Raw genomic sequence first — 25,841 nt, forward strand, 5'->3', positions numbered from 1 at the left:
AAGCTATCCTCTGCCACTCTTATCTATAGATTGTCTAGCATGTTAGCCCAAAATCAATAAGTATTCGTGAATAACGAGTTTATGACGTAAATAGCGTTAATCATGCAATACATATAAATTTACTACTAATGGATAGTCCATATTTATGCATTTAATACATTTTTTAAATCCTGTTAATTAACCAATAAAAAGGTCCCGTTCGAATTAATCAAAAGATGCTTTCACTATTTGATTCAATAATGTAACCGCATTCAGGAAACGGAAATTGACATTCCTGAAGGAGCTTTTGCTCATGGATTCAACGACAATTACCGTTGGAAAGATGCGTCTTCCTTGGGCTCCTAATCATGGCAATCGGGCAGGAATTAAACTGCATGTCGCCTTCTATCCTGAATATGGACAACCCCAACAGGTGATTGAAAGTATCGGATCTAAACATGACGGTCCGATAGGCGAGGATCGCAAATCCAGACTTTATTCTGGTTGAGGATCGGGCATATGGAAAAATCGAGTAAGGTGAGCAAAAAATGAATGGCGTGACTTAGCTCATCACATTCGAAACACGTGCAATATGGTGCCAATTATATTTATTACAGTTAATTCTCATCGAGTAACCGAGGGAGTATATTGTAGAGGTAATGGGTTATCTAATGAAACCTATAGATGTTAGCAGACTTGCTATATAACTAGTTAAAATTATTGATAAAAGAAATAAACGGAAGATCATCGTGATTGATTGTAATGGTCAATTAACAAAGATCTATCAAAGTGATATCGTTTATATTGAAGCAAGTAACCATTTTGTCATACCACGCCTCTTGATTAATTAAGTGATACAATTCACAATAATATACACCCTCATACATTACCTCCTTTTTTTTCTATATTAATCTATTATAGCATAAAATAACAGGAAATTTATGTATATACTATATTTGTTTTAAACTGATAAGGTTTGGTAAATCTAGCTTGCTGAACGATGTTTTATCAGAAGTTCAGGGCTAGGCGCTCACGAGATAGCATCGTAAAAATTTTGCCTACCATTTCGCTGGAATGAAGTTCCTACTATCTATTCTGTGATCCTGATCAAACAGCCATAATGGAAAATTGCTTAACAATCCGCCATCAACAATATGCAAAAACTGCTCAGAAAACGGTTTACCTTTAGACAGTTTTGGCGGCAGCCTCAGCAGCACTGGATCAAAAAAATATGGTATGTTGTAGCTCATTCGCACTGCTCGAGCAACTTCAAAACCTTTCGACTTAATACTGATCCGTTCCAAATCGTCTGGCAGTACAAGAATTCTGCCACTCGTAATGTCGGAAGCAATAATCCGTAATTTTCCTTTTGGCAAGTTACTAAAAGTACGGATCCCTTTTCTAGTAAAATGCATAGTGCGAGTCCTATCAAAGTTATATTAAAAAAAGCCGATCTTTTCAAAAAATGCGTGAAAGAAGTGTTCAGGAAAATCCCCTTCATCTCATCAGCTCTGTATCCCGCCGCAATAAGTGAAGCTACAATTGACCCTGATGATTGTACCCACGACTCGATGAAAGCAGAATCCCTGCTCTTCAGCAGCTCTCACTGCTCCTGCCAACGAGATTCCTTTAACTCCACCACCCTCAAATACACCATTGATCAACTAATGTGTGAGAACGTATGTACATTCGTATTTTACTTCTCCCAATCGTAATCGGCTTATCCTTTGAGCTGCTTCGTATTACTAATGCAGTTCGTGAAATCCCGGTTCTCAGATATCTGGGGTATCCAGGACTATGGCTGCAATTGCTCACTACGAAAGAACCAAATGACGAGCAAGTAGAAGTATCCATCGCTTCATTCAATCGCATGCTAGAATTGGATGCCAGCCTGGAGGAAAGCAACGGTCTTCTTCTTTCAGAAGCTAGCCATTCTTCTTTAGATCCCGTGAAAGGATGATGAAGGCATGAAAAAACAGACCATCATATTTTGGAACTGCGATCCTGTTGGCAGCTTTCGCGATATTAGATGGGCTGTTTCTCAGAGGTGGAATCCATATGAGTTCCATTCTGATTCCGGTCCTTATATTCGGGATTGTGTTCCTGCTGTACAAATTTCCACCGAAAAAATATCGAAAGAACAATGCTAAAGTCAAGGTTAAGCCATCCGCTCGAACAATGGCCAAAGTTGCAGCTGAACGACGCAATTCCACCAATACGACGACTAAACGAAAACATTATCCTTTTCAGGTCATCGATGGTCAAAAAGGGAAAAACGATGATGACTATCCAAAGTACCATTAAGCATCAATAACATAATTTATTTAGCCTGCTGATACTTTTTGAATTGCGCTTCGTAATACTGAATATTCCAGTCGCCAAAGAAGCGATTACCGGATATTAGACCGGATTCATAAAGCAGCAGGCTTTCTTCTTGTTCAATATCAAACTGTGTCGTTCCTATTCCCAAGGTTGGAATTTTAACCGTCCGATAGCGATTAAACTGCTCAATATACCTCTCGTCATGTGCCGATAGCATCGTCTCCACCAGCGCCTGAAGCATTGAAAACGGACCTTTAATAACATAAGGCTGGTTGCCGTTTTTTCCCACCATTTGAAATCCAACCGTTGGAATGAATTCCCCACTATCCACTCTATGATCGCGGTCAAACAGCCATAGCGGAAAATTACTTAACAGCCCGCCATCAACAATATGCAAAAACTGCTCGGAAAATGGCTTGCCTTTAGATTGCTTTGGCGGTAGCCTCAGCAGCACTGGATCAAAGAAATATGGGATGCTGCAGCTCATTCGCACTGCACGAGCAACTTCAAAGCTTCCAGGCTTTATGCTGATTCGTTCCAAATCATCCGGCAGCACGAGAATTCTACCACTCGTAATGTCTGAAGCAATAATCCGCAATTTCCCTGATGGTAAATCACTAAATGTACGTACCCCTTTTTCAAGTAAAATTTGCCTTATCCACTGTTCCAGCGCTTCACCCGAATATAGTCCTTTTTTTAGTAAAACGCGCAGCGCCGGTCCAACCATAGCTACATTAAAAAATGCCGATCTCTTCAGAAAATGAGTAAACGAAGTGTTCAGAATGATCTTTTTCATCTCCTCAGCTCTGTATCCCGCTGCAATAAGTGAAGCTACGATTGATCCTGAAGATGTACCAGCGACCCGATGAAAGCAGAATCCCTGCTCTTCAGCCCCTTTTACCGCTCCTGCCAACGATATTCCTTTAACACCACCACCCTCAAATACACCGTTGATTAACACTAGAAAACCCCCATCCATACACAAGTTTATTGCTTATGTATGATAACGTGGGCTGTTTATATGCTATTTAATTAGTCATTTACATAATATGATTGCAATAATGGAATGAGTCCTAATGGATTTCTTCTTAAATCTTTTGCACTGAAAAAAATACTGCCCGATATTTCTGAAATATTTTCGTTATACTTCAGCTGATCAATTATTTCTTGTGCACTGTTCCACCCAATTTCAGGTGTACTGATTTTGTATGGCGCATGACCGATGTACAGCTTCACGTTCGTTCCTTTGACTTCGTTCGCCCACCAGTCAGCTAATATGTCGTATCGAACGATTGTCCGTGTCATGCTCCAATAGATCTGCGGTGTAACATAATCAACCCACTCGTTCTGAATCCACTTGCGCACATCGGCATAGGTACTATCATAAGCTGAAACGCTTGCCTTGGTATTAGAGCCAGTAACGTCACTAGCCTGATTTCTCCAAACACCATACGGACTAATACCATATGATATGTTTGGTTTCTTCTGATGAACTGTACCTCCCAGCTTTTGAACAAAGTCATTAATGTTGTCCCTGCGCCAATCTCCTTTATTACTCAGCTTCATGGAATTATATTTGTAAAATGTACTATCGTCATTAAATTTGCTAGATGCAGTCTCACCTGTCGGATAGAAATAGTCATCCAAATGAACCCCGTCAATATCATATCCGTTAACAACTTCCATTATTGCGCTGATTATATGCTCACGAGCTTCCGGTATTCCGGGATTAATGTACAGCTTACCGCCAAACTTCACAATCCAGTCAGGATGTTCATTCGCTACGTGATTAGCCGGGAGTTTTGTAGTATCCGTGCCCGTGCTAGCTCTGAACGGATTGAACCATGCATGAAATTCCATCCCTCTTCGATGTGTCTCCTCAATCAAAAATTGAAGTGGATCATATCCAGGATCTTTTCCAGCCGTACCTGTCAGATAGGTTGACCAAGGAACCAGCTTTGAAGGATATATAGCATCAGCTGATGGCCGTACTTGAACAAATACTGCATTCATGCCCATAGCCTGAACATCATCCAGCAAAGCGATGTACTCCGCCTTCTGAGACTCAATATTGCCATATGATTTATTACTAGGCCAATCAAGATTGGATACTGTTGATACCCATACACCCCTCATCTCTTTTTTAGCCGAGGTTCCAGAGCCGTTCTCTCCTGTGGATGGTTTGGATGGCTGTGAAGGCTGTGAAGGCTGTGAGGGCTCTGAAGTTGTATCATCCTCACCTCCATTATTCGTTGGTCCCGAGGATACAAGAGTAATTGTCCGAAGACTCTGATTCCAAATCACCTGCAATCCTAGCTGTTCACTGACAAAACGAATAGGCACCATCGTGCGGCCATTCACATTTTCAACGGAAACATCCAGACCAACTTGTTCTCCGTTTACTTCAGCGGTCTTCTTGCCGATCACAAGAACGAGTGTATTGTTGTCCTTTTGAATAACTGCTGTTTTAGTCTGCTGAGACCACTCAACCCGCGCTCCCAAACCTTCACTGATTACTCTTAGCGGCACCATCGTTACATTCTCCTTGGGCTTGATGTAAGGTGATGTGTCACTAGGAACTAAAGCTCCATCCAGATAAATTTGGATTTCCTTCGCTGATGCAGCTCCAGCCTTCGGAGAGCCAACCATCGGGATAATCATCATCATAACAAGAAGAGGAATAAGCCATGTACGTAATTTCATCTGTTACCTCCAAAAACTTTTATAATGTAAATTCGTAAAATAACTGCTACTTTATTCTAACGCTAACTTTCATACTAGAGTTGCGGTTTAATAGAAAAATAGTAAAAAGAACATTAAAAAAGCATCTGCCTTTGCTGGGCAGATGCTCATTTTACGATTCACCCAAAAGCTCTTGATGTACGCCTCTAAGCTCCTCTAATCTGGACTCGTCACGTTTGAAATATTCGATCAAAGTAGCAATGCAAGTAATGGAATCCCAGCTTAAATGATGCTCGATTCCTTCGACATCCTTATAAATATGATCAGGATCGACACCGATAAGCTCCAGAAATTCCTCTAGAAGCTGGTGGCGATCAACAAGTCGTTTACCTACCTTCTTGCCTTTACTCGTCAATACTAATCCGCGATACTTTTCATAAATCAAATATTCGTCTTTGTCCAATTTTTGAATCATCTTGGTGACGGAAGACGGATGAACCTCCAAACCTTCCGCAATATCGGACACCCGGGCATATCCCTTTTCGTCGATCAATTTGTAGATACGCTCCAAATAATCCTCCATACTGGGCGTTGGCATCTAATGATTACCTCTTTTCAGCTGAGTTGACGCGGAATTCTCTCATGATGATACCGCTACTCTGTTAATGATACATGTTATGCTTGTTCGTTGGCAAGTGTATCGGTCATTCTAAAATTTAAGCCATTCCGGAGTTAACTGCTGCAGCCATATCGTAATTTGCGCCATTTTATTGGTAAATAACAATACCCCCATCAGCAGCATTAACGCTCCGCCTACCTTCATCATGATCCCGGAATAACGAAGAATCCATTTCGTAGAACCAATAAAAAAGGCAAGTATAAAAAAAGGCAAAGCAAAGCCAACAGTATAAGCAGTAATCATACTAACCCATGTTCCCGGCTCGCTAACCGCCAAGGCAATAATGCTCGCCAGAATAGGGCCCACACAAGGCGACCAGCCTGCAGAGAACCCTATACCAAAAATAAAGGAACCTATGTATCCAGCTGGCTTAAATTTGAAATTCAGCTTCCTCTCTTTTAATAAAAATTGAGGCTGGAAAATACCTAGCAAAAAAAGTCCCATTAAAATAATGAGGATAGCCGAAAGCTGGCGAATAAGGGTCCGATTCTGATTGAAAAAATCACCAAACAGTCCTGCGCCAAAACCAAGTGTATAGAACACTACTGAGAATCCAAGGATAAAGGCCAGCGTATGCGTCAAGGTTTTGAATCGTACATCTCTTCTGTTCTGCTCCGTTTTCAATGTCTGGACAGACATGCCTGTAATATATGATATATACGACGGATACAGCGGCAAGCAGCAAGGTGAAATGAAGGAAGCCACGCCCGCTCCAAATGCAACCCATACATTAATATCGGACATAACTACCCCCACAGCATTTATTTATATGTCGACTCAACTATTGCATCAATCAAGCAGAAAAACCCTTTTTACCAATCAGTGTTAATATTAGCATTGCGATTAGCAAAAGTACAATCGTAGCACCAGGTGCTAGATTCCAGATCCCGGCAGCCATCAGTCCGATAACTACAGCAATTTCCGCGATAATAACAGAAAAAACAACTGATTGCTTAAAGCTTCTGGCGATTAGCAAGCTGCAGGCAGCAGGTATTGTCAGTAATGCAGAGACAAGCAGAGCGCCGACGATTTTGATTGCTGTACTAATTACAAGCGCGGTCATCACAGTAATCAGAAGATTTAGCATCTTCACCGGTAAGCCGCTTACAGAAGCAGCATCCTCCTCAAAGGTGAGCAGGAACATTTCTTTGAAAAATAGAGTGATCACAATTACGACTACAACAGTTACCGCTCCCACTACGTACAAATCGGTAGTATCTAGGGTATAGATGCTGCCGAATAAATAGCTCATTACATCATTATTGTAACCCATGCCAAGTGTGAAGAACAACGAAGCCAGGGCCACTCCTCCGGCCATAATAATGGCTATCGACAATTCGGCATAACCTTTATACGCTTTTCGCAGCTTTTCAATAGCAAAGGATGCCACAACAGCAAAAACAAGTCCCACCGCAATTGGATAAATCCCTGTTAGAAATCCTAGCGCTACCCCTGCGATTGTCACGTGCGCCAAAGTATCTCCAATCATGGATAGCCTGCGTAATACAAGAAAAATGCCGATCAGGGGCGCTGTAATTCCGATTAGCAGCCCTCCTGTCAGCGCTCTTTGAAAAAAATCAGCAGTCAATATCTCCACAAACCACATCTCCTATAAAATATAGCTTCCATCATTTTTTGATCGAGTGCTGTAAACCCGGCTTAGAGCAATCCTGATCATGTGAATGACGCACATAAAAATTAATCGCTCCACACTGATCACGAGGCTCTGTGCCCAAATATCCTTCGATCATTTCAATATCATGGGATACCATCAAAAAAGTCATGTGATGATGGGCATGCATATGTTTTATCAATTCGAAAAAATCGGCCTGTGTCTGTGCATCAATTCCCACGGTAGGCTCATCTAAAATAAGTAAATCCGGTTGATTTATGAGCGCTCGCGCCAGAAATACACGCTGTTGCTGTCCCCCGGACAGCTGTCCAATTCGTTTGTCGGCAATATTCGTAATACGCATGACTTCTAACGCTTCATCACATTTCTGCTGGTCACTTCGACCGACACGTTTAAAAATTTTTTTGTTGCTATATAAGCCGGACAATACTACTTCGCGAACCGTAGCAGGAAACAGCGGATTAAAGGAGTTTTTTTGCGGCACATAGCCTATGCGCTCCCAATCCTGAAACCGCCTGATCGGTTCTCCAAATAGTCGAATCTCGCCTTGTACAGGCTGTAGCAGACCAACCATCATTTTCATTAAAGTAGTTTTACCTGCACCGTTAGAGCCGATTACGCCTACAAAATCCCTCTCCTTGATCACAAAGCTAAAATCAGTGATAACCTTCTGATCTTTATAGGAGAACGAGACATGATCCAGCTCAATAATATTGTCATGGCAATAAGCCCCTGTTGAGGTTGAAGCATTTTCAGAATTCATATGGGTCGTCCTTTTCGTTAAGTAAAAAATCCTCTCTTTATTGTAGTGCCAGAATAAGATTTTGCAAATTTTTCTCCATAAGGGTAAAGTAATTGTCCCCGGCCTTCTCCTGTGCAGATGTAAGCCCCTCTACAGGATTTAGAACCAGAGTTTCTACCCCTGCCTCTCCAGCTAGTGTCTTCGCAAGTTTATCCGAAACCAATTCTTCAAAGAAAATATACTTGATCCCTTTTTCCTTCACGATCTTTGACAAAACTACAATATCTTGAGCTCTTGGTTCTGCCTCGGGTGACAAACCCATAATAGCATACTGAGTAAGACCGTAATCACGGCACAAATATCCGAATGCCTGATGTGATACGACAATTTCATTCTTTTGTGTCTTGGATAGCTCGCTCTCAAACTTGTTGTCCAGTTCATCAAGCTTCTTGCTCAGTTCTTCGTAACGCGCTTCATAATTGTCCCCATGATTAGGATCTGCTTCAACATAGCTGTTTTTGATATTCTCTGCTATCACTTTTGCAGATTTTGGGCTCACCCATGTGTGAGGGTCGATATGGTGATCATCATGCTCTTCCTCATGTGCTTCGCTTTCTTCGCCACCACCATGATTGTGTCCATCATCCTCGTCAGTATAGATCAGCTCAACGCCTTGACTGACTTCTACTGCCTTCACTGAAGCATCGCTTCCTATGCCTTTCAGGAAATTAGGAACCCAGCCCTCTAAACCCGCGCCATTATACAAAAATAACTGTGCTTTGGAGGTGTTCATAATATCCTTGCTTCTCGGGGTCCAATCATGCGGTTCTACACCAGCTGGCAGCAGATTAATCACATTGACATCTTCACCGCCTATAGTCGTTGCGAATTCATAGATCGGATAAAAACTTGTTACCACATTCAGCTTGCCTGATACAATTTCTCCTCCGCCGCTTTTTCCACAGCCAGCTAAAACAACTACCAAAGAAAGTAGCAGCATTGTCAATTTCCAGGGTTTATTTAAAAACCAATTCATCCAGTTCCATCTCCTTAATCGTAAACATTACAAGTTGGATTATAGAACTTTTATAAATCTAGTGTCAACCCTGAAGCAGTAATTTACATCCTCTAAAGAAGAAAAATGCCTGTAAACCAGACGTAAAAATCGTTCTATTCAACAAGGCTGCCTCTAAATGAGACAGCCTTGTTATTGCTTCATTTAATTACTTTACTATCGCACCGTTAGGCATTGAGTCTGGCACAGTAGCTACCGTCAACTGATCCCCTTGCGATGCAGCAAGGATCATTCCTTGGGATAGTTCACCGCGCAGTTTGACTGGCTTCAGGTTCGTCACGCAAATGACCTTGCGTCCAAGCAATTCTTCAGGCTTGTAGAACTTGGCTATTCCGGAAACAACCTGACGTTGTTCAAAGCCGAGGTCAAGCTGCAGCTTAAGCAGCTTATCCGCTTTAGGAACCGGCTCACAAGCGATTACTTGAGCTACTCTCAGCTCCACTTTGGCAAAATCATCGATACCGATTTCCGGCTTTACTTCAGGCTTCTCTGCTACTGAAACTTCAGTTGATACAGGGTCAATTGTACCACCAGACATTGAATCTGTGATGTACTGAATTTCTACGTCTGCATCAAGCCGCGGGAAAATCGGTTCACCAGCGCCCAGCCTGGTTCCTGCTTGAACCAAACCAAATGTTCTAACACTGTCCCATGAAGTCAATTCTCCATGTTGAATATTAAGCTGTTCCCAAATTTTAGCTGGAGCCTGAGTCAAGAATGGCTGCAGCAGAATTGATGCAATCCGCAGCGCTTCAACCAGATGAACCATTACTGAAGAAAGCTCTTCTTTTTTCGCTTCATCCTTAGCAAGCACCCATGGCTGAGTCTCATCTATATATTTGTTCGTTCTGCCGATAAATGCCCCGATTGCTGTAAGAGCCACGGAAAATTCAAGATTTTCCATTACTTCTTCTACTTTATCTACTGTTCGCGTAGCTGTATCCTTCAATTCTGCATCAAAAGATGTGACATCGCCTGTATAAGCTGGAACCTCACCATTGAAGTATTTGTTGACCATAGCTACGGTACGATTCAATAAATTGCCTAAGTCATTGGCAAGATCAGAATTAACCCGTTGCACAAAGCTTTCCGGTGTAAAAGATCCATCTGATCCAAAAGGAACCTCGCGCAGCAAATAGTAACGCGTTGCATCAAGTCCATAACGATCAATCAGCATATTCGGATCAACTACGTTGCCTTTGGATTTGGACATCTTGCCGCCCTTCATCAGCAGCCAGCCGTGGCCAAACACCTTTTTAGGCAAAGGTAAATCCAGAGCCATCAGCAAAATAGGCCAATAAATCGTATGGAAACGAACAATTTCCTTACCTACAAGATGTACATCTGCAGGCCAATAGCGGTTGTAGAGCTCCTCATTATCTGAACCGTATCCAAGAGCGGTAATGTAATTGGTTAGAGCGTCAATCCATACGTAGACAACATGTTTTGGATCTCCTTTAACCTTTACTCCCCATTCAAACGTAGTACGAGACACGGCAAGATCCTCAAGGCCCGGCTTGATGAAGTTGTTAATCATTTCGTTCTTGCGAGATTCTGGCTGTATAAACGTCGGGTTCTCCTCATAGAACTTCAGCAGGCGATCGACATATTTACTCATACGGAAGAAGTAGGATTCCTCTTTAACAAGCTCCACAGGGTGACCGCTATCCGGGCTTTTACCTCCGACTACTTCACCATTTTCATTTTTTTCAACGTCAACGAGCTGGGTTTCTGTATAGAAGGTCTCGTCAGGAATACTATACCAGCCTTCATATTCCCCTTTATAAATGTCACCTTGCTTTACCAAACGATCGAAGATTTCTTCAACAACGATTTTATGGCGCTCTTCAGTGGTACGGATAAAATCATCATAAGAGATATCCAGCTTACTCCATAGCTGCTTAATGCCAACGACAATATCATCTACAAATTGCTGCGGTGTTTTCCCTTTTTCTTGAGCTTTACGTTCAATCTTTTGTCCATGCTCATCCGTCCCAGTCAAATAGCGAACATCGTAACCACGCAGCCTTTTGTACCGGGCCATTGCATCGCCAGCAACGGTAGTATACGCGTGACCAATATGTAGCTTGTCGCTTGGATAATAAATCGGGGTTGTAATGTAAAACGTCTTCTTATCTGACATTTTTGTTCAGCTCCTTATAAGTTTTATGACCATTATTCAAATTTTGTACAAACAAAAAACTCCCGCCCCTAATGGGACGAGAGATCTCTCACGTGTTACCACCCAAATTCCCCGTCACTTCACAGCAAGCGGGCTCAATCGGTCATACAGACCCTCCATTAACGCCGGATTCGCGCTATGCCCTTACCATTACCATCTTACATCGATTGTACGGCTTGAACACAGTTCCTCCCGGACCATCTTCCAAAGTTCATCCCGACCGGTTTGCAGCTTCCCCGGCTCTCTGTACAGGATTCTGTCTTTGTACTTATCCGTTCATCGAAAAGTTATATAAATTAATATTAAAAAAAGACAGTAAGCATGTCAAGCTTACAAAGCACAAACAGCTATCCATGAACCTTGTTATTACCCTTAAGTCGCTTTGGTGGAACTGGATCAAGACCTCCTGGATGAAAAGGCTGACACTTAGCTATTCGTACGGCAGCCAGCCACGAGCCTTTTAATACCCCATGCACTTCGATAGCTTCCAGTGCATAAGCAGAACAGGTAGGATAAAATCGGCAAGTTGGAGGTTTTAGCGGTGAAATAAATTTCCGGTATACATGAATCGGGACTTCCACGACTCTACGAGCAATGCTCATTTCATGATTCACCTTTTTTCTGCTTGGAAGATTCATTTGTCTCTTTCGATTCCTTAGGACGACAATCCTTGCAATATCCGAATACCTCAAACTTATGCTTTACGACCTGAAACTGTTCCGGTGCATCCGTAAGCGGCATCGGACAGAAATGGATCGGATACGTCTTCTCACATTGTAAACAAATCATATGATGATGGTGGTGTCCGTCACTATTGCAGCCAACTCTGAATTTGAGTCCGTCCTCAAACACAACCTGTTCAAGAACACCCAGCTCCTCCATGACCCTTAGATTGCGATACACCGTATCAAAGCTGAGCCCGCTATATTGTTTACACATATAATCATATACGTCTTTAGGGGTTAAATAACCGTCTCGTTCGGCGAACAACTTGGCCAAGCTTTTACGCTGATCCGTGATTCGCAAGCCCTGAGCGGACATTACTCCAATAATCTGTTCAGTCGACAGCATGTGACATCCCTCCTGCTAGAACTACAAATCCATGCGTCTCTTTTAATAATGCCCCAAATTATTTGCCTAGTCAATGAGTGCATACTGTTCAGAGCGTTCGGGATCAAGTTTAATTGTTAACTTACCAAATTTATATGGTTATCAAATGGGTAGTTAATTTGGTAATAAATTTTAAGGGGTGCCCAAAAGTAGGGCAACCCTTATCCAATTACAAGAAATCCTGTTATTGTTAATATAAAACCGTAAAAATGGATGACGTTTATTGTGATGAGATATAAATGATTGCATCAGTATCAGTCTTCTCCCAAACAACCTCGCGTCCAAGAATTTCTGCAATAAATCGTAGATTTACAACCAAACTCCCATCCCTCGATAATGAAGGGACTTGGGTTAGCTGATATTCCTTATCATTTACATATGCTGTATGCGAGTTGTTCGTTAAAATTATAGTAAAATTCTCGTTAGTAGCAGTTACACTTTTATTCTCAGTATCCCATGCCACTTTCATACCAAATTCCTCAAATATCGCTCGAAACGGAACTAAAGTGGTTCCATTATAAGTAACTGAAGCATCGATATCTAATTTTGTATTACCTACATAGATTGAAGGATTCTGACGAGATGCATCAGCAAAATTTGATTGATAATAAAAAACTCCAATGATAAAAACTAGAACAAAAATACACTTTGAGAATCTAAAAAAATTCATTGAACTGACAACTCCTTAATATGTGTCAGAATCTACAATTATTGTTACATTGTTACCAGATTTTGTTACGCTAGCTTGGTCTGTTTGTGCGTTACCATAGTTACTACTATCTACTGCAATTCCATCAACTTTAATACTTGAAAAAACAGCTCTATTTTTTCCTGTATTATCACTAGACACCACAGTTGATAAAATTTTCCATCTTGAAATAGTAGATATATTCCAACTAGCAGAAGATTCAATAATAGTTATATTATGTGTATCTTCTAACTTCTCACCTGTTCTTGTAGGGCAAATCGTTGTACCATCAACCTTCATTCTTACTTTTCCATTATAATTATACCAAAAATACATTACAGGAGATGTACCTACTTTGTAACCATTTTTATATTGACCTTCTTTATAAACAGAGTCAATTGCTGTAGCATATTGTGTCCAAGTGGATATTGCAGTTAGTTGTTTTAAAATAACTACAGGTTTCCATCCATATTGGTCACTGTATGGTCCAAGATTATTATATAATTGTAACCCCATATCTGCTACCCAAGATCCGATAGAGTTGGCGTTCGTTGAAGTGTATTCAAATCCACCATAATTATAAGGTGTGTAAGTGCTTAAATTAGTGCTTACTTGAGATAGTGTAGGTAGTGTCATACTTGTACTAAGGTAACTTCCAGCCGAACCTGTTTTCGTTATAGTTATCTTTCCTCCAACCCCATCAGAAATAAAATCAGTTTGTGCTCTTGCTAATGGAAATTTGGGTTGGTTATCAGTGGTAAATAGATTTTTATTGTCATAAATAAGAAGTTCTGGAGTTCCTGAAACAGATTCTTCATAGAAATAAATAAAATCATCATCAAATGTAATGTAATTATACGTATAATTCAGTTTCGATGCATATGTGTCATCCGTAGTACTTATACTTCTTAATAGATTATATTTTCTTTGTTCTGTTTTTTGTTCTTCAACTACTTCTTTTGCTTGCGTAATTATTTGACTAATCTTCTCGGGCGATTCCTTCGTTTTTTCCTCTAAATGAAAGACATTTACTCCTTGAATATCACTTTCGTTACTAACTTCCGCTAACGCTGATAAAGGAGAAAAAAACAAACTACATAAGAGAATTGACAAGTTAAATAACTTAAATTTTTCCCTCATAATTATATACCTCCTACTATATCAACAATTTAAAAAACTGATCTTTTGACGAGACTCGCTGAGACAAAGTAATCCTTTTTTTCTACTTTTTTTATCCTTATTATAGTTGTAATTCCTGTAAACAATTTTTATTTCAAGAAAGATGTAAATATTATTCCACGAAAAACCATAGTAGGTCAAAAAAACTGTAACAATTCTTAATATTTGTTTTTACCGAAGGCGATGAAAAAAGAACTTAAAAGTCAGAATATATCATAAATTTACCTCGGTAAGAATAATTACCCACAAACCAATTTACAAATACTTATTAAAAATCTACGAATCGAAAAATCAAGCTATCGATATTTCATGTTATTACTAACTCTAACTTTGGGCTTAGTTCACTTCAGACTATCAATTACTTTTTGACCTTCTATTTCAATTCTCTTGATCAAATCTTCAATATTGTTATTAGAATTATTAATTGCTTCTTCAATAAGACTTTGACCCAATTCTTTAAACGCATTAATAACGTTATAATCCACAAATTCATAGGGATCATTATTATTATTAGCCGGTTCTAAAAAAAACAGTGGTGATATATCATGCTCATTAACTGATTTTATTAAATCGATTTGTGCTGGCAAACCAAGTAGTTGTTTTTCTTCTTGATTTTCTGCCCTGTTTTTTGTAATAAAATCTATTAACTTCCAAGAATCTTCTTTATGTTCCGTACGTGAAGAAATTGAATATATTTCTTGAATTTCGTAGAAGTCACTTTTGTTTCGATCTCTGGTACTTACAGGCACAGTAACTATGTCCCAATCAATCTTATCACCCCCAATGAAATTACTATATGATTCAAAATTATAGGCCGTCGAGTAGGATTGAATTTCCATAGCTGTCTTTCCGGTAAGTATTGGAGCTGGTTCTACTTCACCATTCGGATCATACTCTTTAGAATAAATAGCACCCTCTCGGAAGGCATCTATAACATTATTAAAGATTACATTCCACTCTGGTGAATTAAAATTAACCTTAAGTGTGCTTGGGTCAATAAAAGTAAGCCCTTCAGTCTGACCTGCTCTTAATATCATGGAAAAGGCAATGTCCTTGTAGTAATTCGACTTAAATCCATATAATGCTTCTCCGTCCGAATTTTTGTTAGGAAACTGTTTTGCAAGATCCAAAACTTCAATCCAAGTCATCTGATTTTTTGGAAAAGAAACATCATATTCGGCAAAAATATCCTTGTTGTAATATATAGCATAACTAATAAAAGAGGGACTAAGGCCGAATAACTGATCTTTTTCTGATTTCAAAGAATCGGTTACAATTGGAGTTAATTCTGAAATAGGATACTTCGCGTCACTTATTATTTTTTCTAAATTCAGTAATTCACCATCATTTATCAATTTTTTATAAGTATGAATTTGATCAAAAAATAAAACATCAGGAAAAAACTCTTTAAAATCCAAAGGAGTATCTTTCTCAATAACTTTGACATTAATATGAGGATACTTCTCTTCAAAGTCATATCCATACATTTCAAAGAAGAGTTTTTCCGATGGAAAATTTATTGTAAGTATGATTGATTCTTTATGTTCCCTATTTCCACAACTTACTAATACCACTAATAAACTTGTCCACACTATTAAAACAAGAACTTTACGTCCCAACATTTATCCCCCACTAAAAGAAGGGGTGAAATACACCCCTCTTCTTAATTATCAACAATTCATTTCCCTTTAGTTCCAGTATGCATAATCATAAGACTGGTCGCTTGACGTACCATCCGTATAATAAGTTCTTGATGCGACATTAATAGAATAGGAGTTAGAACTTGGATAATTAGTACCATTAGTTCCATTTGCAGTTAACCATTGTGCTGGGACATTTTTCGTATATGAAGTTGCTGTCCCAGATTCTTTTTTTGTAGTACCTTGATAAAAACTTGCACTTAAATTAATACTTTGGAATTTTGAATTGGAAGATTGCGCTGAAGCTACTCCATAAACATAATTAGCATTGAATTTGTTTAAAATATTGGCATAAGTAGTCGCATATTCATCAGTTGTTGCTGATGCTGGTACAGAAGCGACAAGAGATATTCCTAATACAATTGCTCCTAAACTTAATTTTTTCTTCATTTAATTCTTCCTCCTTTGATTTCATAAACAGTATTATGTAGGTTCTGTCAAGATAAACAAAACAACAAACCAACACTAGTAATTAGCTTGTGTCTTATAATATATACTTTTAGAAGTCAAAGTATTGACTTCACCTACATCATTTTCATCTAAAAAAATAATTAAACCATATATAAGGTTTCCTTTTAATATAATTTAACATTATATGTATTTATATGTCAATTAGTATTTTTTTTACTATATTAGGAATAATATTAAATAATTTAGTATTCACATTTTTTAGCAAGTGGAATCATTCTAGTATTCAAAATTAGATATAATCCGCTTTTGATTTTCGATATAACTTGATTTATTTATCTTCCTTAATTTTTTAAAGGAATTCTTTTGTATATAACGAATCAACATCTGCAAACTTTGGATGAATGAAATCAATTATTCTAAACCTTCGAATTATTGTTTCTAATATTCAGTTAAATATTTTCGTTCCCAAAATAATTTATTACTCGCATATTTACTTTTAATAAATGACAATTTCTGTATGTGGTAGTTTCTTCCGTTCTCATAATGTTAAAAGCAGAAAACATAAAAAAGGACGTAGATATTTATTCTACATCCTTTTTTTAATATTAATATTAGTTTTTGTATTCTGGCAAAGACTGCAACAGCAGGTTAACCGACAGATTACTGGCTGGCGCTGCGGTAAACAACAGCTCTAGCGTCTGTTCCCGATCTCCTGTACGATACAATACACTTTGTTCATTAGGAGCGCTAAGGCTGCCTGATGTCGACATCTGTACGATATTGCCATTCACCATAATGGAACCATAGTATCGTCCGCCACGTGGGTTGAAGGTAACCAGTGTATTAGGAGCCACTCGGTACAATTTGATCCGATACACTACACCGAAATTACCTGCATTCACTTTATAACTATTTTTATTAACACCATCTGTCCCTATTAGAAAAGGGTCCTTGGAATTATCACCAAGCATCAAACGAACAGGTGTCTCTCCAACTAGATCGGAGTATTCAATAACACGTGTTGCTTCTGTATAAGTTCCACGATTGTGGATATCTTCAAGCAAATTAGTCAGATATGGCAACGTGGTAAATGGATCTTTGTTTGCATCGATCATAATGACTGTATATTTTAATGTACGATCACTATACATGTCAGAAAACAATGAGATCACATCTCCATTTTTCATTGCAATTGCGCTGAGATCAGTCAATATAAGCTTACTTTCACCAGGAGCAATCCACATATCCTTATATTTGCTGCCTGTTTGCAATGATTCATAGTAACGATCTACAGAGGCTTTACCTACTCCGGTGGCATACTGGTTAGGCCCTGCAAAACCTAAACTCGTCTGCGTCAAACGTGTGGTCTCGCTGTTATTGTTCGTAGCAATGACATACATCTTAACATTTTTTCCTGTAGAGTTCACATGGTGAATCATAAAACGTGTATTTCCATTAGCAGATTCCCTATACACAACCCCTTCAGAGTACACAGTTTCCGGACTATTACTGCGAATTAGTGTAGATGCTTCGGAAGAGAAGCTATAATTCACTTTCTCCCAGGAAGGAACTGTAGTTCCGTCAAAAGCAAATTTATCTCCTACTGGTGTATAAAGTTTATAGAAATCATCACGATTGTACAATGTTTCGTTCGTAATCGTAATAGTTCTTTCAATAGTTGAAGTAAGACCGAATTTATTTGTTACAGTCAGTCGGATTGTAGTTGGTCCAGGAGTAAAAAAGGCTAACTGTTTGTTCTCCCATTGACGATTTGTGATCTCTACTTCATCTGTACTGAAATCGGAATAAGTTATGAGTTCACCCATTTTATAAGTATCTTTATTTGTCATAAAGTTAGCAACAGGCGGCGTATGTGGCTTAACTACATTTATAGTCAAAGAATATGGATTACTCCATTGGCCACTTGAATCCTGAACCCGATAAGTGACGGTATAGCTCCCTGGTGTAGAGAAAACGTCCTCACGTCCGATCCATTCCTCATTAACAATCTCCAGCCCTGTTGGTGAATATGAGCTTGGAATATATTGTACGTTAGTCTCACCAGCAACAATTTCAGTGTTTCCAACTTTGAATGACGCTACAGGATTGATTGATAAATTCACGATAACCTTTTTTGCAGGCTGATCAACGGAATATGTGATATTTAGAGCACTTGTGATTGCTGTTAAAGGAACCATAAAGTTATTTTTAACAACATATGAGCTGCCCTTCATCGTCTTCGTTACACCATTTACTTTGTAGCTGCTGCTTGCAGTTTTGAAGCGAAGCTCGTCACTTCCCCGCTTAATGATCGTTTCTTTTGTCTTGTTGTCAAAAGTCAGATTGAAGCCAGCACGTTCAACAATAGCACGAATTGAAATATAAGAAACGCCGTTCTTCACTTCCATTGGATAGCCCGCAATGTATTCTTTGCCATTCTGGTACATCTTGTTGCTATTCATCATTAGAATCAATTGATTATTGCCACTATTTACTGTGGTGTCAGTATTAACCGGAGTGACAGGTTCAGCAACTGGATTCACAGTATTACCATTGTCTGTTCCTTCACCTTCTACTGGAGTTATCCCATCAACCGTATCTGTAGGGGCTTGTTCTTGAACCTGGCTATCGGGGGATGTAACTCCCTCCGTTACACCATTCCCACTCTGATTCTGATTGGCAGGATTTGAAGATGTGATTGTCTGATCTGAGGAGTTCATTGTGGCTTGATTACTTTGATTAGTGTTCTGTACTGCTTCCTCTGCACTTGCAGGAAGCACCATTGCCACCTGTGATACTGCTAAAACCGTTGCAACGACCATGTTCTTAAATTTCATGTTAGGCTCCTTCTGCTCCCTTTTCTATACTCTTCTCTCATTTACACACATAGTATTAAACGCATGTAATGAAGAAAAGTTGCTATAAGTATCATAGTAATGTAAAAACCGACAAATAACCACGAAATAATGGTTCTTTTGTCGGTGTTTTTTAAACTCAGTATTAAAACTCCTCTAACTCAGTTACTCTCTTGCAGATTTCTATTCAAGGAATAATAGGATATAGTCCATAAAAAGAAAGCGGTTAAACCTGACATAAATAGTCATTCTTAACCGCTTCGTAAATCTATTAATATAATGTTTGTTTATTGACACAAACTAAACAACTACAGCTGTTTCTTGCCGTCCCTCTTCAATGACTTTTGTAGCCCAATTTACTTCATCCGACGTTGGAGAAGGTACTCCCTCTAGAGGATAAGTCCATCCTAGCTCCTGCCATTTATAGATCCCCATTTGATGATAAGGAAGAAGTTCAAGCTTCTCTACTCCGTTCAAGCCACCAACGAATCTACCAAGATTACGTAGATCACTCTCATCATCATTGATTCCAGGAACTAACACGTGGCGGATCCACATCTTCCGATCATGGTCTGACAACCATTTTGCCATATTAAGCATTCGGTCATTCGGTTTGCCTGTCAATTTGATATGCTTCTCATTATCGATATGCTTCAAATCAAGAAGTACTAGATCAGTAACATCTAGAAGGTCACGTATTTTGTCCCCTTCATTATATCCGTTTGTATCAAGTGTGGTGTGCAGGTTCCAGCGCTTCTTAGCTTCACGGAATAGCTCCGTTACAAATGGTGCTTGCAACGTGGCCTCTCCGCCGGATACCGTTAACCCTCCGCCTGATGAACGATAATAGTTAAGATAAGGTTCAATCTCAGCCAGAACCTCTTCTACACTCATTTCCTTACCGTCCGTCAGGCTCCAGGTATCGGGGTTATGACAATACTGACATTTGAGCAGGCAGCCCTGCATGAAGAGTACGAAACGAATACCTGGGCCATCAACCGTTCCGAAAGTTTCCAATGAATGTATACGACCTTTTAGCATCTTTCGTCACCCTTTCTTAATTCGACTGCCTTATATATCTTATATCTGTTTTAATTTATTTTACTACTTACATTGAACCGTGGAAAGTACGATTAATAACATCAAGCTGTTGCTCACGAGTCAACTTAATGAAGTTAACCGCATAGCCGGATACACGAATAGTAAGCTGTGGATAGTTCTCAGGATGTTCCATCGCATCCATCAGTTGCTCACGGTCGAACACGTTAACGTTCAAGTGATGAGCTTTGCTGCCAAAGTATCCGTCCATCATCGATACAAGGTTAGATTTACGAATTTCAGCTTCCTTACCAAGCGCCTTAGGCACGATGGAGAAAGTATTCGAAATGCCATCCAAGCTGTGTTCATATGGCAATTTAGCTACTGAACTCAAGGAAGCAAGAGCACCTTTCTTATCGCGGCCGTGCATTGGGTTAGCACCAGGTGCAAATGGTTCGCCAGCTTTACGTCCATCAGGTGTAGTACCTGTCTTCTTACCGTAAACAACGTTTGAAGTAATGGTCAATACGGATTGAGTATGCATAGCGTTACGGTATGTTTTGTGTTTGCGAATCATACCCATAAAGCTCTCAACCAATTTAACTGCAATTTGGTCAACACTATCATCGTTGTTACCGTAGCAAGGGAATTCGCCTTCTGTAACAAAATCTACTGCGATACCTTGTTCGTTACGAATTACTTTCACTTTAGCATATTTGATCGCACTCAGAGAGTCAGCAGCTACCGACAAACCAGCGATACCGCAAGCCATTGTACGGAGGATATCACGGTCATGAAGCGCCATTTCAATCCGTTCGTAGCAATATTTATCATGCATGTAGTGAATGACGTTGAGTGTATTTACATACAGTTTAGCGAGCCATTCCATCATTGGGGTGAAACGTTTCATAACTTCATTGTAATCAAGGTATTCGGAAGTGATTGGTTGATATTCAGGACCAACTTGAGCACCTGACTTCTCATCTTTACCACCATTGATTGCGTAAAGAAGAGCTTTAGCCAAGTTCGCACGAGCACCGAAGAATTGCATTTGTTTACCGATTTCCATAGCGGATACACAGCAAGCAATACCGTAGTCATCGCCATAGATTGGACGCATCAAATCGTCATTTTCATATTGAATCGAGCTAGTCTCGATAGATACTTTAGCGCAATATTTCTTGAACGCTTCTGGCAATTGTTCAGACCAGAGTACAGTCAGGTTTGGTTCAGGTGCAGGTCCGAGATTGTAAAGTGTATGCAAGAAACGGAAGCTGTTCTTCGTTACACGAGTTACGCCTTGTACGGACATACCGCCGATGGATTCAGTTACCCATGTAGGGTCGCCACTGAACAGGTCGTTATAATCTGGCGTACGAAGGAACTTCACGATACGAAGCTTCATAACGAAATGGTCAACAAGCTCTTGTGCTGTTTCTTCAGTAAGTGTTCCTTCAGCAAGATCACGTTCAATATAAGCATCAAGGAAAGATGATACACGTCCAAGAGACATTGCCGCACCGTCTTGTTCTTTAACTGCTGCAAGGTATGCGAAGTATACCCATTGGAAAGCTTCCTTCGCTGTACTAGCTGGTTTCGAGATATCAAAGCCGTGCATTTCGCCCAATTGTTTCAGTTCACCCAGTGCACGAATTTGTTCGGATATTTCCTCACGAAGGCGAATCACATCTTCGTCGATGCTGTCGACTTCGAGGCTCTTCAGTTCGCTTTGTTTTTGTTTGATCAGGAAGTCTACACCGTAAAGTGCTACGCGACGATAGTCACCGATAATACGACCACGACCGTAAGCATCTGGAAGACCAGTAATGATACCGGCTTTACGAGCAGCTCTCATCTCAGATGTATATGCATCAAAAACGCCTTGGTTATGCGTCTTGCGAATATGCGTAAACATTTCAACAATACTTTCTGGTACATCAAAACCGTATGCTTTACAAGCATTGAGTACCATGTTAATACCGCCGAATGGATGAATCGTACGTTGGAAAGGAGCATTACCTTGCACACCTACGATTTGTTCCTTGTCTTTATCCAGATATCCTGGAGTATGAGAAATGATTGTGGAAGGAGTGTTTGCATCTACATCCAATACTCCGCCTGCTTCTCTTTCTTTTACAGTAAGATCAGAAACGATGTTCCACAATTCTTTAGTGTTATTTGTTGCACCTTCCAGGAATGATTCATTTCCTTCATAAGACGTAATGTTTGTGTCGATAAAATTACGCGTGTTAACTTCAGTCATCCACTTGCCTTTTTTGAAACCTCTCCAAGCTGTTTGAACGTCTTGTACTTGTTTTGCTTCTCTTTCAATCACCGACATCTTTATTCCCTCCATTTATATGGTTTAGAATACGCGGCTTGAGGTTTATGTACCGCGTCTCCTTGGATCCCTTAAAATTTGTGATAATTTTCACAACTTTGACAACAAATTCACTCGGCTGTTCACCGAGCACCAAGCTTTTTGAATAATTTCGAGGGATCTTTATTACACTTTTATGATATAACATGTGCCTTATAATAAGTGTGACAAATATCACAATTCGAGTGATATTTGTCACCTTTTTCGAGCTATTTGTTCACTTATTCGTCAAATCTTCCGTAGAAAGCATCACGGTATACATCAGCCAGTTCAGTTACCAGCGGAAGCTTAGGATTAGCTGTTGTACATTGGTCTTCAAATGCACGGTCAGCAAGGTAATCTACACGCGATTCGAAGTCTTTTGGATCAAATCCAAGCTCTTGGAAAGTTTCAGGAATACCGAGCTTTCTGTTCAGATCACGGATTGCTTTGATCAAGCTCTTAACGCCTTCTTCTGTAGTGCGAGCAGGAAGTCCAAGAATACGTGCGATTTCAGCATAACGCTCGTCAGCCACGAAGCTTCTGTATTTAGGCCAAGCAGCAAATTTCGTAGGCTTCTTCGCGTTATAGCGAATAACGTGAGGCATCAGGATTGCATTAGTGCGTCCATGAGCCGTGTGGTATTGACCGCCCCATTTATGCGCCAAGCTGTGGTTGATACCAAGGAATGCATTCGCAAATGCCATACCTGCAAGCGTCGATGCATTATGCATTTTTTCGCGAGCCAGTTTGTCACCAGTCAACGCCGATTGCTCAAGATATTGGAATACCAATTGAATCGCTTTGATTGCAAGACCATCTGTAAAATCATTAGCCATTACCGACACATAAGCTTCAATTGCATGTGTAAGTACGTCCATACCTGTATCTGCTACAGCAACTTTAGGCAAGCTATATACAAATTCAGGGTCGATGATAGCAACATCCGGTGTCAATTCATAGTCTGCCAAAGGATATTTAGTATTACCATTTTCTTTATCCGTAATAACTGCGAACGAAGTTACTTCCGAACCTGTGCCCGAAGTTGTAGGAATCGCAACAAATTTCGCTTTTTGACCTAGACGTGGATATTTGTATATACGTTTACGGATATCCATGAATTTTTGTTTCAGGTTGTGGAAATCTGTATCAGGATATTCATAGAACAGCCACATGCCTTTAGCAGCATCCATTGGCGAACCGCCACCAAGTGCGATGATGCAATCCGGTTGGAATTTCGCCATTAACTCAGTACCACGTTGTACTGTAGTAGTCGATGGATCTGGCTCAACATCCGCGAATACTTCGATCGCTACTGGAGTTTGGCGTTGACGCAAGTAGTGTTCTACTCTTTCAACATATCCAAGTTTAACCATCATAGGGTCAGTAACAATCAGAACACGAGTAATGTCAGGCATTTTAGCTAGATACTGAGTCGAGTTTTTCTCGAAATAGATTTTGTCTGGTATTTTGAACCATTGCATATTCACGGTACGACGATTCACCCTTTTCACGTTGATCAAATTGATAGCCGTTACGTTCGACGAAGTCGAGTTGCGTCCATAAGATCCACAGCCCAGAGTAAGCGAAGGCAGGTTCGTATTATAGATGTCACCGATACCGCCTTGCGAAGATGGCTGGTTAACCAAAATACGGCAAGTTGGCATACGATCAGAGAATTTTTGAATAATTTCATCATTATTGGAATGGATAACCGACGAGTGGCCCATGCCTCCAAATTGAACAACTTCTAATGCACGATCAATACCTTGCTCTGCTGTTTTCACTTTGTAGCAAGCGAGCACTGGGCTCAATTTTTCAGCGGACAATGGGAACTTAGGTCCTACGCCTTCAATTTCAGCTACCAGGATTTTAGTTCCTGCAGGTACTTCGATACCGCACAATTCTGCGATTTTTGTAGCAGGTTGACCTACGATGGTTGGATTTACTGCACATTTATCAGCTATGATTGCTCCAGCAGTCAATTTTGCTGCTTCTTCTTTATTTACAAAGTAGCAACCGTTAGCGATCATTTTCTTCTTCACTTGATCGAAGATTGGCTCTTCAATGATAACCGCTTGTTCGGAAGCACAGATCATACCGTTGTCAAAAGTCTTCGACAGAATCAAATCGTTAACTGCCTGGTCCAGATCAGCAGACTTTTCAATGAAGCAAGGCACGTTACCAGGTCCTACACCAAGTGCTGGTTTGCCACAGCTATATGCTGCTTTAACCATTGCCGATCCACCAGTTGCAAGGATACATGCTACATCAGGATGATTCATCAAAGCATTTGTACGATCCATCGACGGATTCTCAATCCATTGGATACAGTCAGCCGGTGCACCATGTTTAACAGCTGCTTCGAGAAGGATTTTTGCAGCTTCAGTGCTACAACGTTGTGCAGATGGATGGAAACCAAAAATAATTGGATTACGAGTCTTGATGGCGATCATCGCTTTAAATATAGTAGTTGAAGTCGGGTTAGTTACTGGAGTAATCCCCATGATGATCCCAACCGGCTCAGCGATTTTTTGAAAGCTCTCATAAGCATTATCTTCAATAACACCTACAGTTTTGTTGTATTTGATGCTGTTGTGGATGTACTCGGTAGCGAACATATTCTTGATAATTTTATCTTCATATACTCCGCGTCCAGTTTCCTCAACTGCCATCTTTGCCAGATACATATGTTTGTCTAATCCTGCAAGAGCCATTGCTTGAACAATTTTATCGATTTGTTCTTGATCCAATCCCATGAAAGCTTCAGAAGCTTTTTTCGCTTTATCAATCAGGGTTTGGGTGTACTCTTGTGCATCTGGCTGCGCTTTTGTAGCTGCTTCGTTTTTAACGGCCATCTCTCTCATCCTCCTAATTTTAAGTAAAGACTCTCCCCGGAACCTGCACTTACTTTTTTAATAGTGAAATAATTCACTTAAGGGTTTATCCTTACGAAGCTGTGTGCTTCTCTTTATGTTTGAATCATATCACACAATTTACCTCTTGCATAGTGAATTTTTTCACGTACTTTAAAATCAGTGAAAACTTTCATTTATCATGCTGTATTTTTTCATTAATACCCTTGTTTTTTCATGAAGTTCCCTATATTGTGAAAAAGTAATGTGCCCTGAACACGCTCATACAACATAGAATGAAACAGCATATTTATAGGTTTATAAAAGTGAAATTAGTCACAATGTTGAAAAT

Annotated in this window: 20 protein-coding genes, 2 pseudogenes and 1 other annotated feature; of the genes and pseudogenes, 3 read left to right on the forward strand and 19 right to left on the reverse strand. The window is 39.9% G+C overall.

Annotated elements, in window-relative coordinates:
* Positions 1–292 precede the first annotated feature (292 nt).
* Positions 293–487, forward strand: coding sequence for a hypothetical protein (locus tag BLS49_RS18340; RefSeq protein ID WP_091234100.1), 195 nt, complete (start codon positions 293–295; stop codon positions 485–487).
* A gap of 595 nt (positions 488–1,082) precedes the next feature.
* Here the strand turns inward: BLS49_RS18340 and BLS49_RS18345 are convergent.
* Positions 1,083–1,643: pseudogene (locus tag BLS49_RS18345) on the reverse strand (patatin-like phospholipase family protein); the annotation flags it as partial.
* 11 nt (positions 1,644–1,654) lie between these two features.
* Here BLS49_RS18345 and BLS49_RS18350 point away from each other — a divergent pair.
* Positions 1,655–1,939 (forward strand): annotated as a pseudogene (locus BLS49_RS18350) (DUF1385 domain-containing protein); the annotation flags it as partial.
* 98 nt (positions 1,940–2,037) lie between these two features.
* Positions 2,038–2,283 carry a hypothetical protein gene (locus tag BLS49_RS18355; protein ID WP_342707218.1) on the forward strand — a complete coding sequence of 82 codons (246 nt, stop codon included), beginning with the start codon at positions 2,038–2,040 and terminating at the stop codon, positions 2,281–2,283.
* 16 nt (positions 2,284–2,299) lie between these two features.
* On the opposite strand, the gene BLS49_RS18360 is transcribed toward BLS49_RS18355, so the two are convergent.
* From BLS49_RS18360 to adhE, 18 genes are all read right to left on the reverse strand, one after another.
* Positions 2,300–3,262 (reverse strand): patatin-like phospholipase family protein, encoded by a 963-nt coding sequence (locus BLS49_RS18360; protein ID WP_091234103.1) that lies wholly within the window; start codon positions 3,260–3,262, stop codon positions 2,300–2,302.
* Between the two features lie 71 nt (positions 3,263–3,333).
* Entirely contained in the window at positions 3,334–5,004 is a 1,671-nt protein-coding gene (locus tag BLS49_RS18365) for a family 10 glycosylhydrolase (protein ID WP_091234106.1), read from the reverse strand.
* A gap of 151 nt (positions 5,005–5,155) precedes the next feature.
* Positions 5,156–5,581 (reverse strand): transcriptional regulator MntR, encoded by a 426-nt coding sequence (gene mntR / locus BLS49_RS18370; RefSeq protein ID WP_091234109.1) that lies wholly within the window; start codon positions 5,579–5,581, stop codon positions 5,156–5,158.
* A 111-nt stretch (positions 5,582–5,692) separates the two neighbouring features.
* Entirely contained in the window at positions 5,693–6,406 is a 714-nt protein-coding gene (locus BLS49_RS18375) for a cytochrome c biogenesis CcdA family protein (protein ID WP_091234114.1), read from the reverse strand.
* A 49-nt stretch (positions 6,407–6,455) separates the two neighbouring features.
* A complete protein-coding gene (locus BLS49_RS18380) occupies positions 6,456–7,259 on the reverse strand; it encodes a metal ABC transporter permease (RefSeq protein ID WP_091234118.1) in 804 nt (267 codons plus the stop codon).
* Between the two features lie 31 nt (positions 7,260–7,290).
* The gene (locus BLS49_RS18385) at positions 7,291–8,058 is read right to left on the reverse strand and encodes a metal ABC transporter ATP-binding protein (RefSeq protein ID WP_091234121.1); all 768 of its coding nucleotides are present in this window, start codon (positions 8,056–8,058) and stop codon (positions 7,291–7,293) included.
* 37 nt (positions 8,059–8,095) lie between these two features.
* Positions 8,096–9,073 (reverse strand): metal ABC transporter solute-binding protein, Zn/Mn family, encoded by a 978-nt coding sequence (locus tag BLS49_RS18390; protein ID WP_091234125.1) that lies wholly within the window; start codon positions 9,071–9,073, stop codon positions 8,096–8,098.
* Positions 9,074–9,260: 187 nt separating this feature from the next.
* Positions 9,261–11,255, reverse strand: a complete 1,995-nt coding sequence (metG, locus tag BLS49_RS18395) for a methionine--tRNA ligase (protein ID WP_091234128.1) — start codon at positions 11,253–11,255, stop codon at positions 9,261–9,263.
* Positions 11,256–11,324: 69 nt separating this feature from the next.
* Positions 11,325–11,583, reverse strand: a binding site (T-box leader).
* Between the two features lie 58 nt (positions 11,584–11,641).
* Positions 11,642–11,896, reverse strand: coding sequence for a membrane protein insertion efficiency factor YidD (gene yidD, locus BLS49_RS18400; RefSeq protein WP_217640070.1), 255 nt, complete (start codon positions 11,894–11,896; stop codon positions 11,642–11,644).
* A gap of 1 nt (position 11,897) precedes the next feature.
* Positions 11,898–12,365, reverse strand: coding sequence for a Fur family transcriptional regulator (locus BLS49_RS18405; protein WP_091234133.1), 468 nt, complete (start codon positions 12,363–12,365; stop codon positions 11,898–11,900).
* 259 nt (positions 12,366–12,624) lie between these two features.
* Positions 12,625–13,074, reverse strand: a complete 450-nt coding sequence (locus BLS49_RS18410; protein ID WP_091234136.1) for a copper amine oxidase N-terminal domain-containing protein — start codon at positions 13,072–13,074, stop codon at positions 12,625–12,627.
* Between the two features lie 15 nt (positions 13,075–13,089).
* Positions 13,090–14,232: a YrpD family protein gene (locus tag BLS49_RS18415; protein WP_091234139.1), complete on the reverse strand. Its 1,143-nt coding sequence runs from the start codon at positions 14,230–14,232 to the stop codon at positions 13,090–13,092.
* 380 nt (positions 14,233–14,612) lie between these two features.
* Positions 14,613–15,893: an ABC transporter substrate-binding protein gene (locus BLS49_RS18420; protein ID WP_139173159.1), complete on the reverse strand. Its 1,281-nt coding sequence runs from the start codon at positions 15,891–15,893 to the stop codon at positions 14,613–14,615.
* A 66-nt stretch (positions 15,894–15,959) separates the two neighbouring features.
* On the reverse strand, positions 15,960–16,361 hold the full coding sequence (locus BLS49_RS18425) for a hypothetical protein (protein ID WP_091234146.1): 402 nt from the start codon (positions 16,359–16,361) through the stop codon (positions 15,960–15,962).
* A 632-nt stretch (positions 16,362–16,993) separates the two neighbouring features.
* Positions 16,994–19,219, reverse strand: a complete 2,226-nt coding sequence (locus BLS49_RS18430; RefSeq protein WP_091234149.1) for a stalk domain-containing protein — start codon at positions 19,217–19,219, stop codon at positions 16,994–16,996.
* Between the two features lie 318 nt (positions 19,220–19,537).
* Positions 19,538–20,278, reverse strand: a complete 741-nt coding sequence (gene pflA, locus BLS49_RS18435) for a pyruvate formate-lyase-activating protein (RefSeq protein ID WP_091234153.1) — start codon at positions 20,276–20,278, stop codon at positions 19,538–19,540.
* A gap of 67 nt (positions 20,279–20,345) precedes the next feature.
* Positions 20,346–22,616 carry a formate C-acetyltransferase gene (gene pflB / locus BLS49_RS18440; RefSeq protein WP_091234156.1) on the reverse strand — a complete coding sequence of 757 codons (2,271 nt, stop codon included), beginning with the start codon at positions 22,614–22,616 and terminating at the stop codon, positions 20,346–20,348.
* A gap of 260 nt (positions 22,617–22,876) precedes the next feature.
* On the reverse strand, positions 22,877–25,492 hold the full coding sequence (adhE, locus tag BLS49_RS18450) for a bifunctional acetaldehyde-CoA/alcohol dehydrogenase (RefSeq protein WP_091234163.1): 2,616 nt from the start codon (positions 25,490–25,492) through the stop codon (positions 22,877–22,879).
* Between the last annotated feature and the right edge of the window lie 349 nt (positions 25,493–25,841).

The sequence above is a fragment of the Fontibacillus panacisegetis genome, from assembly GCF_900102215.1.
GTDB classification, from domain to species: Bacteria; Bacillota; Bacilli; order Paenibacillales; family Paenibacillaceae; genus Fontibacillus; species Fontibacillus panacisegetis.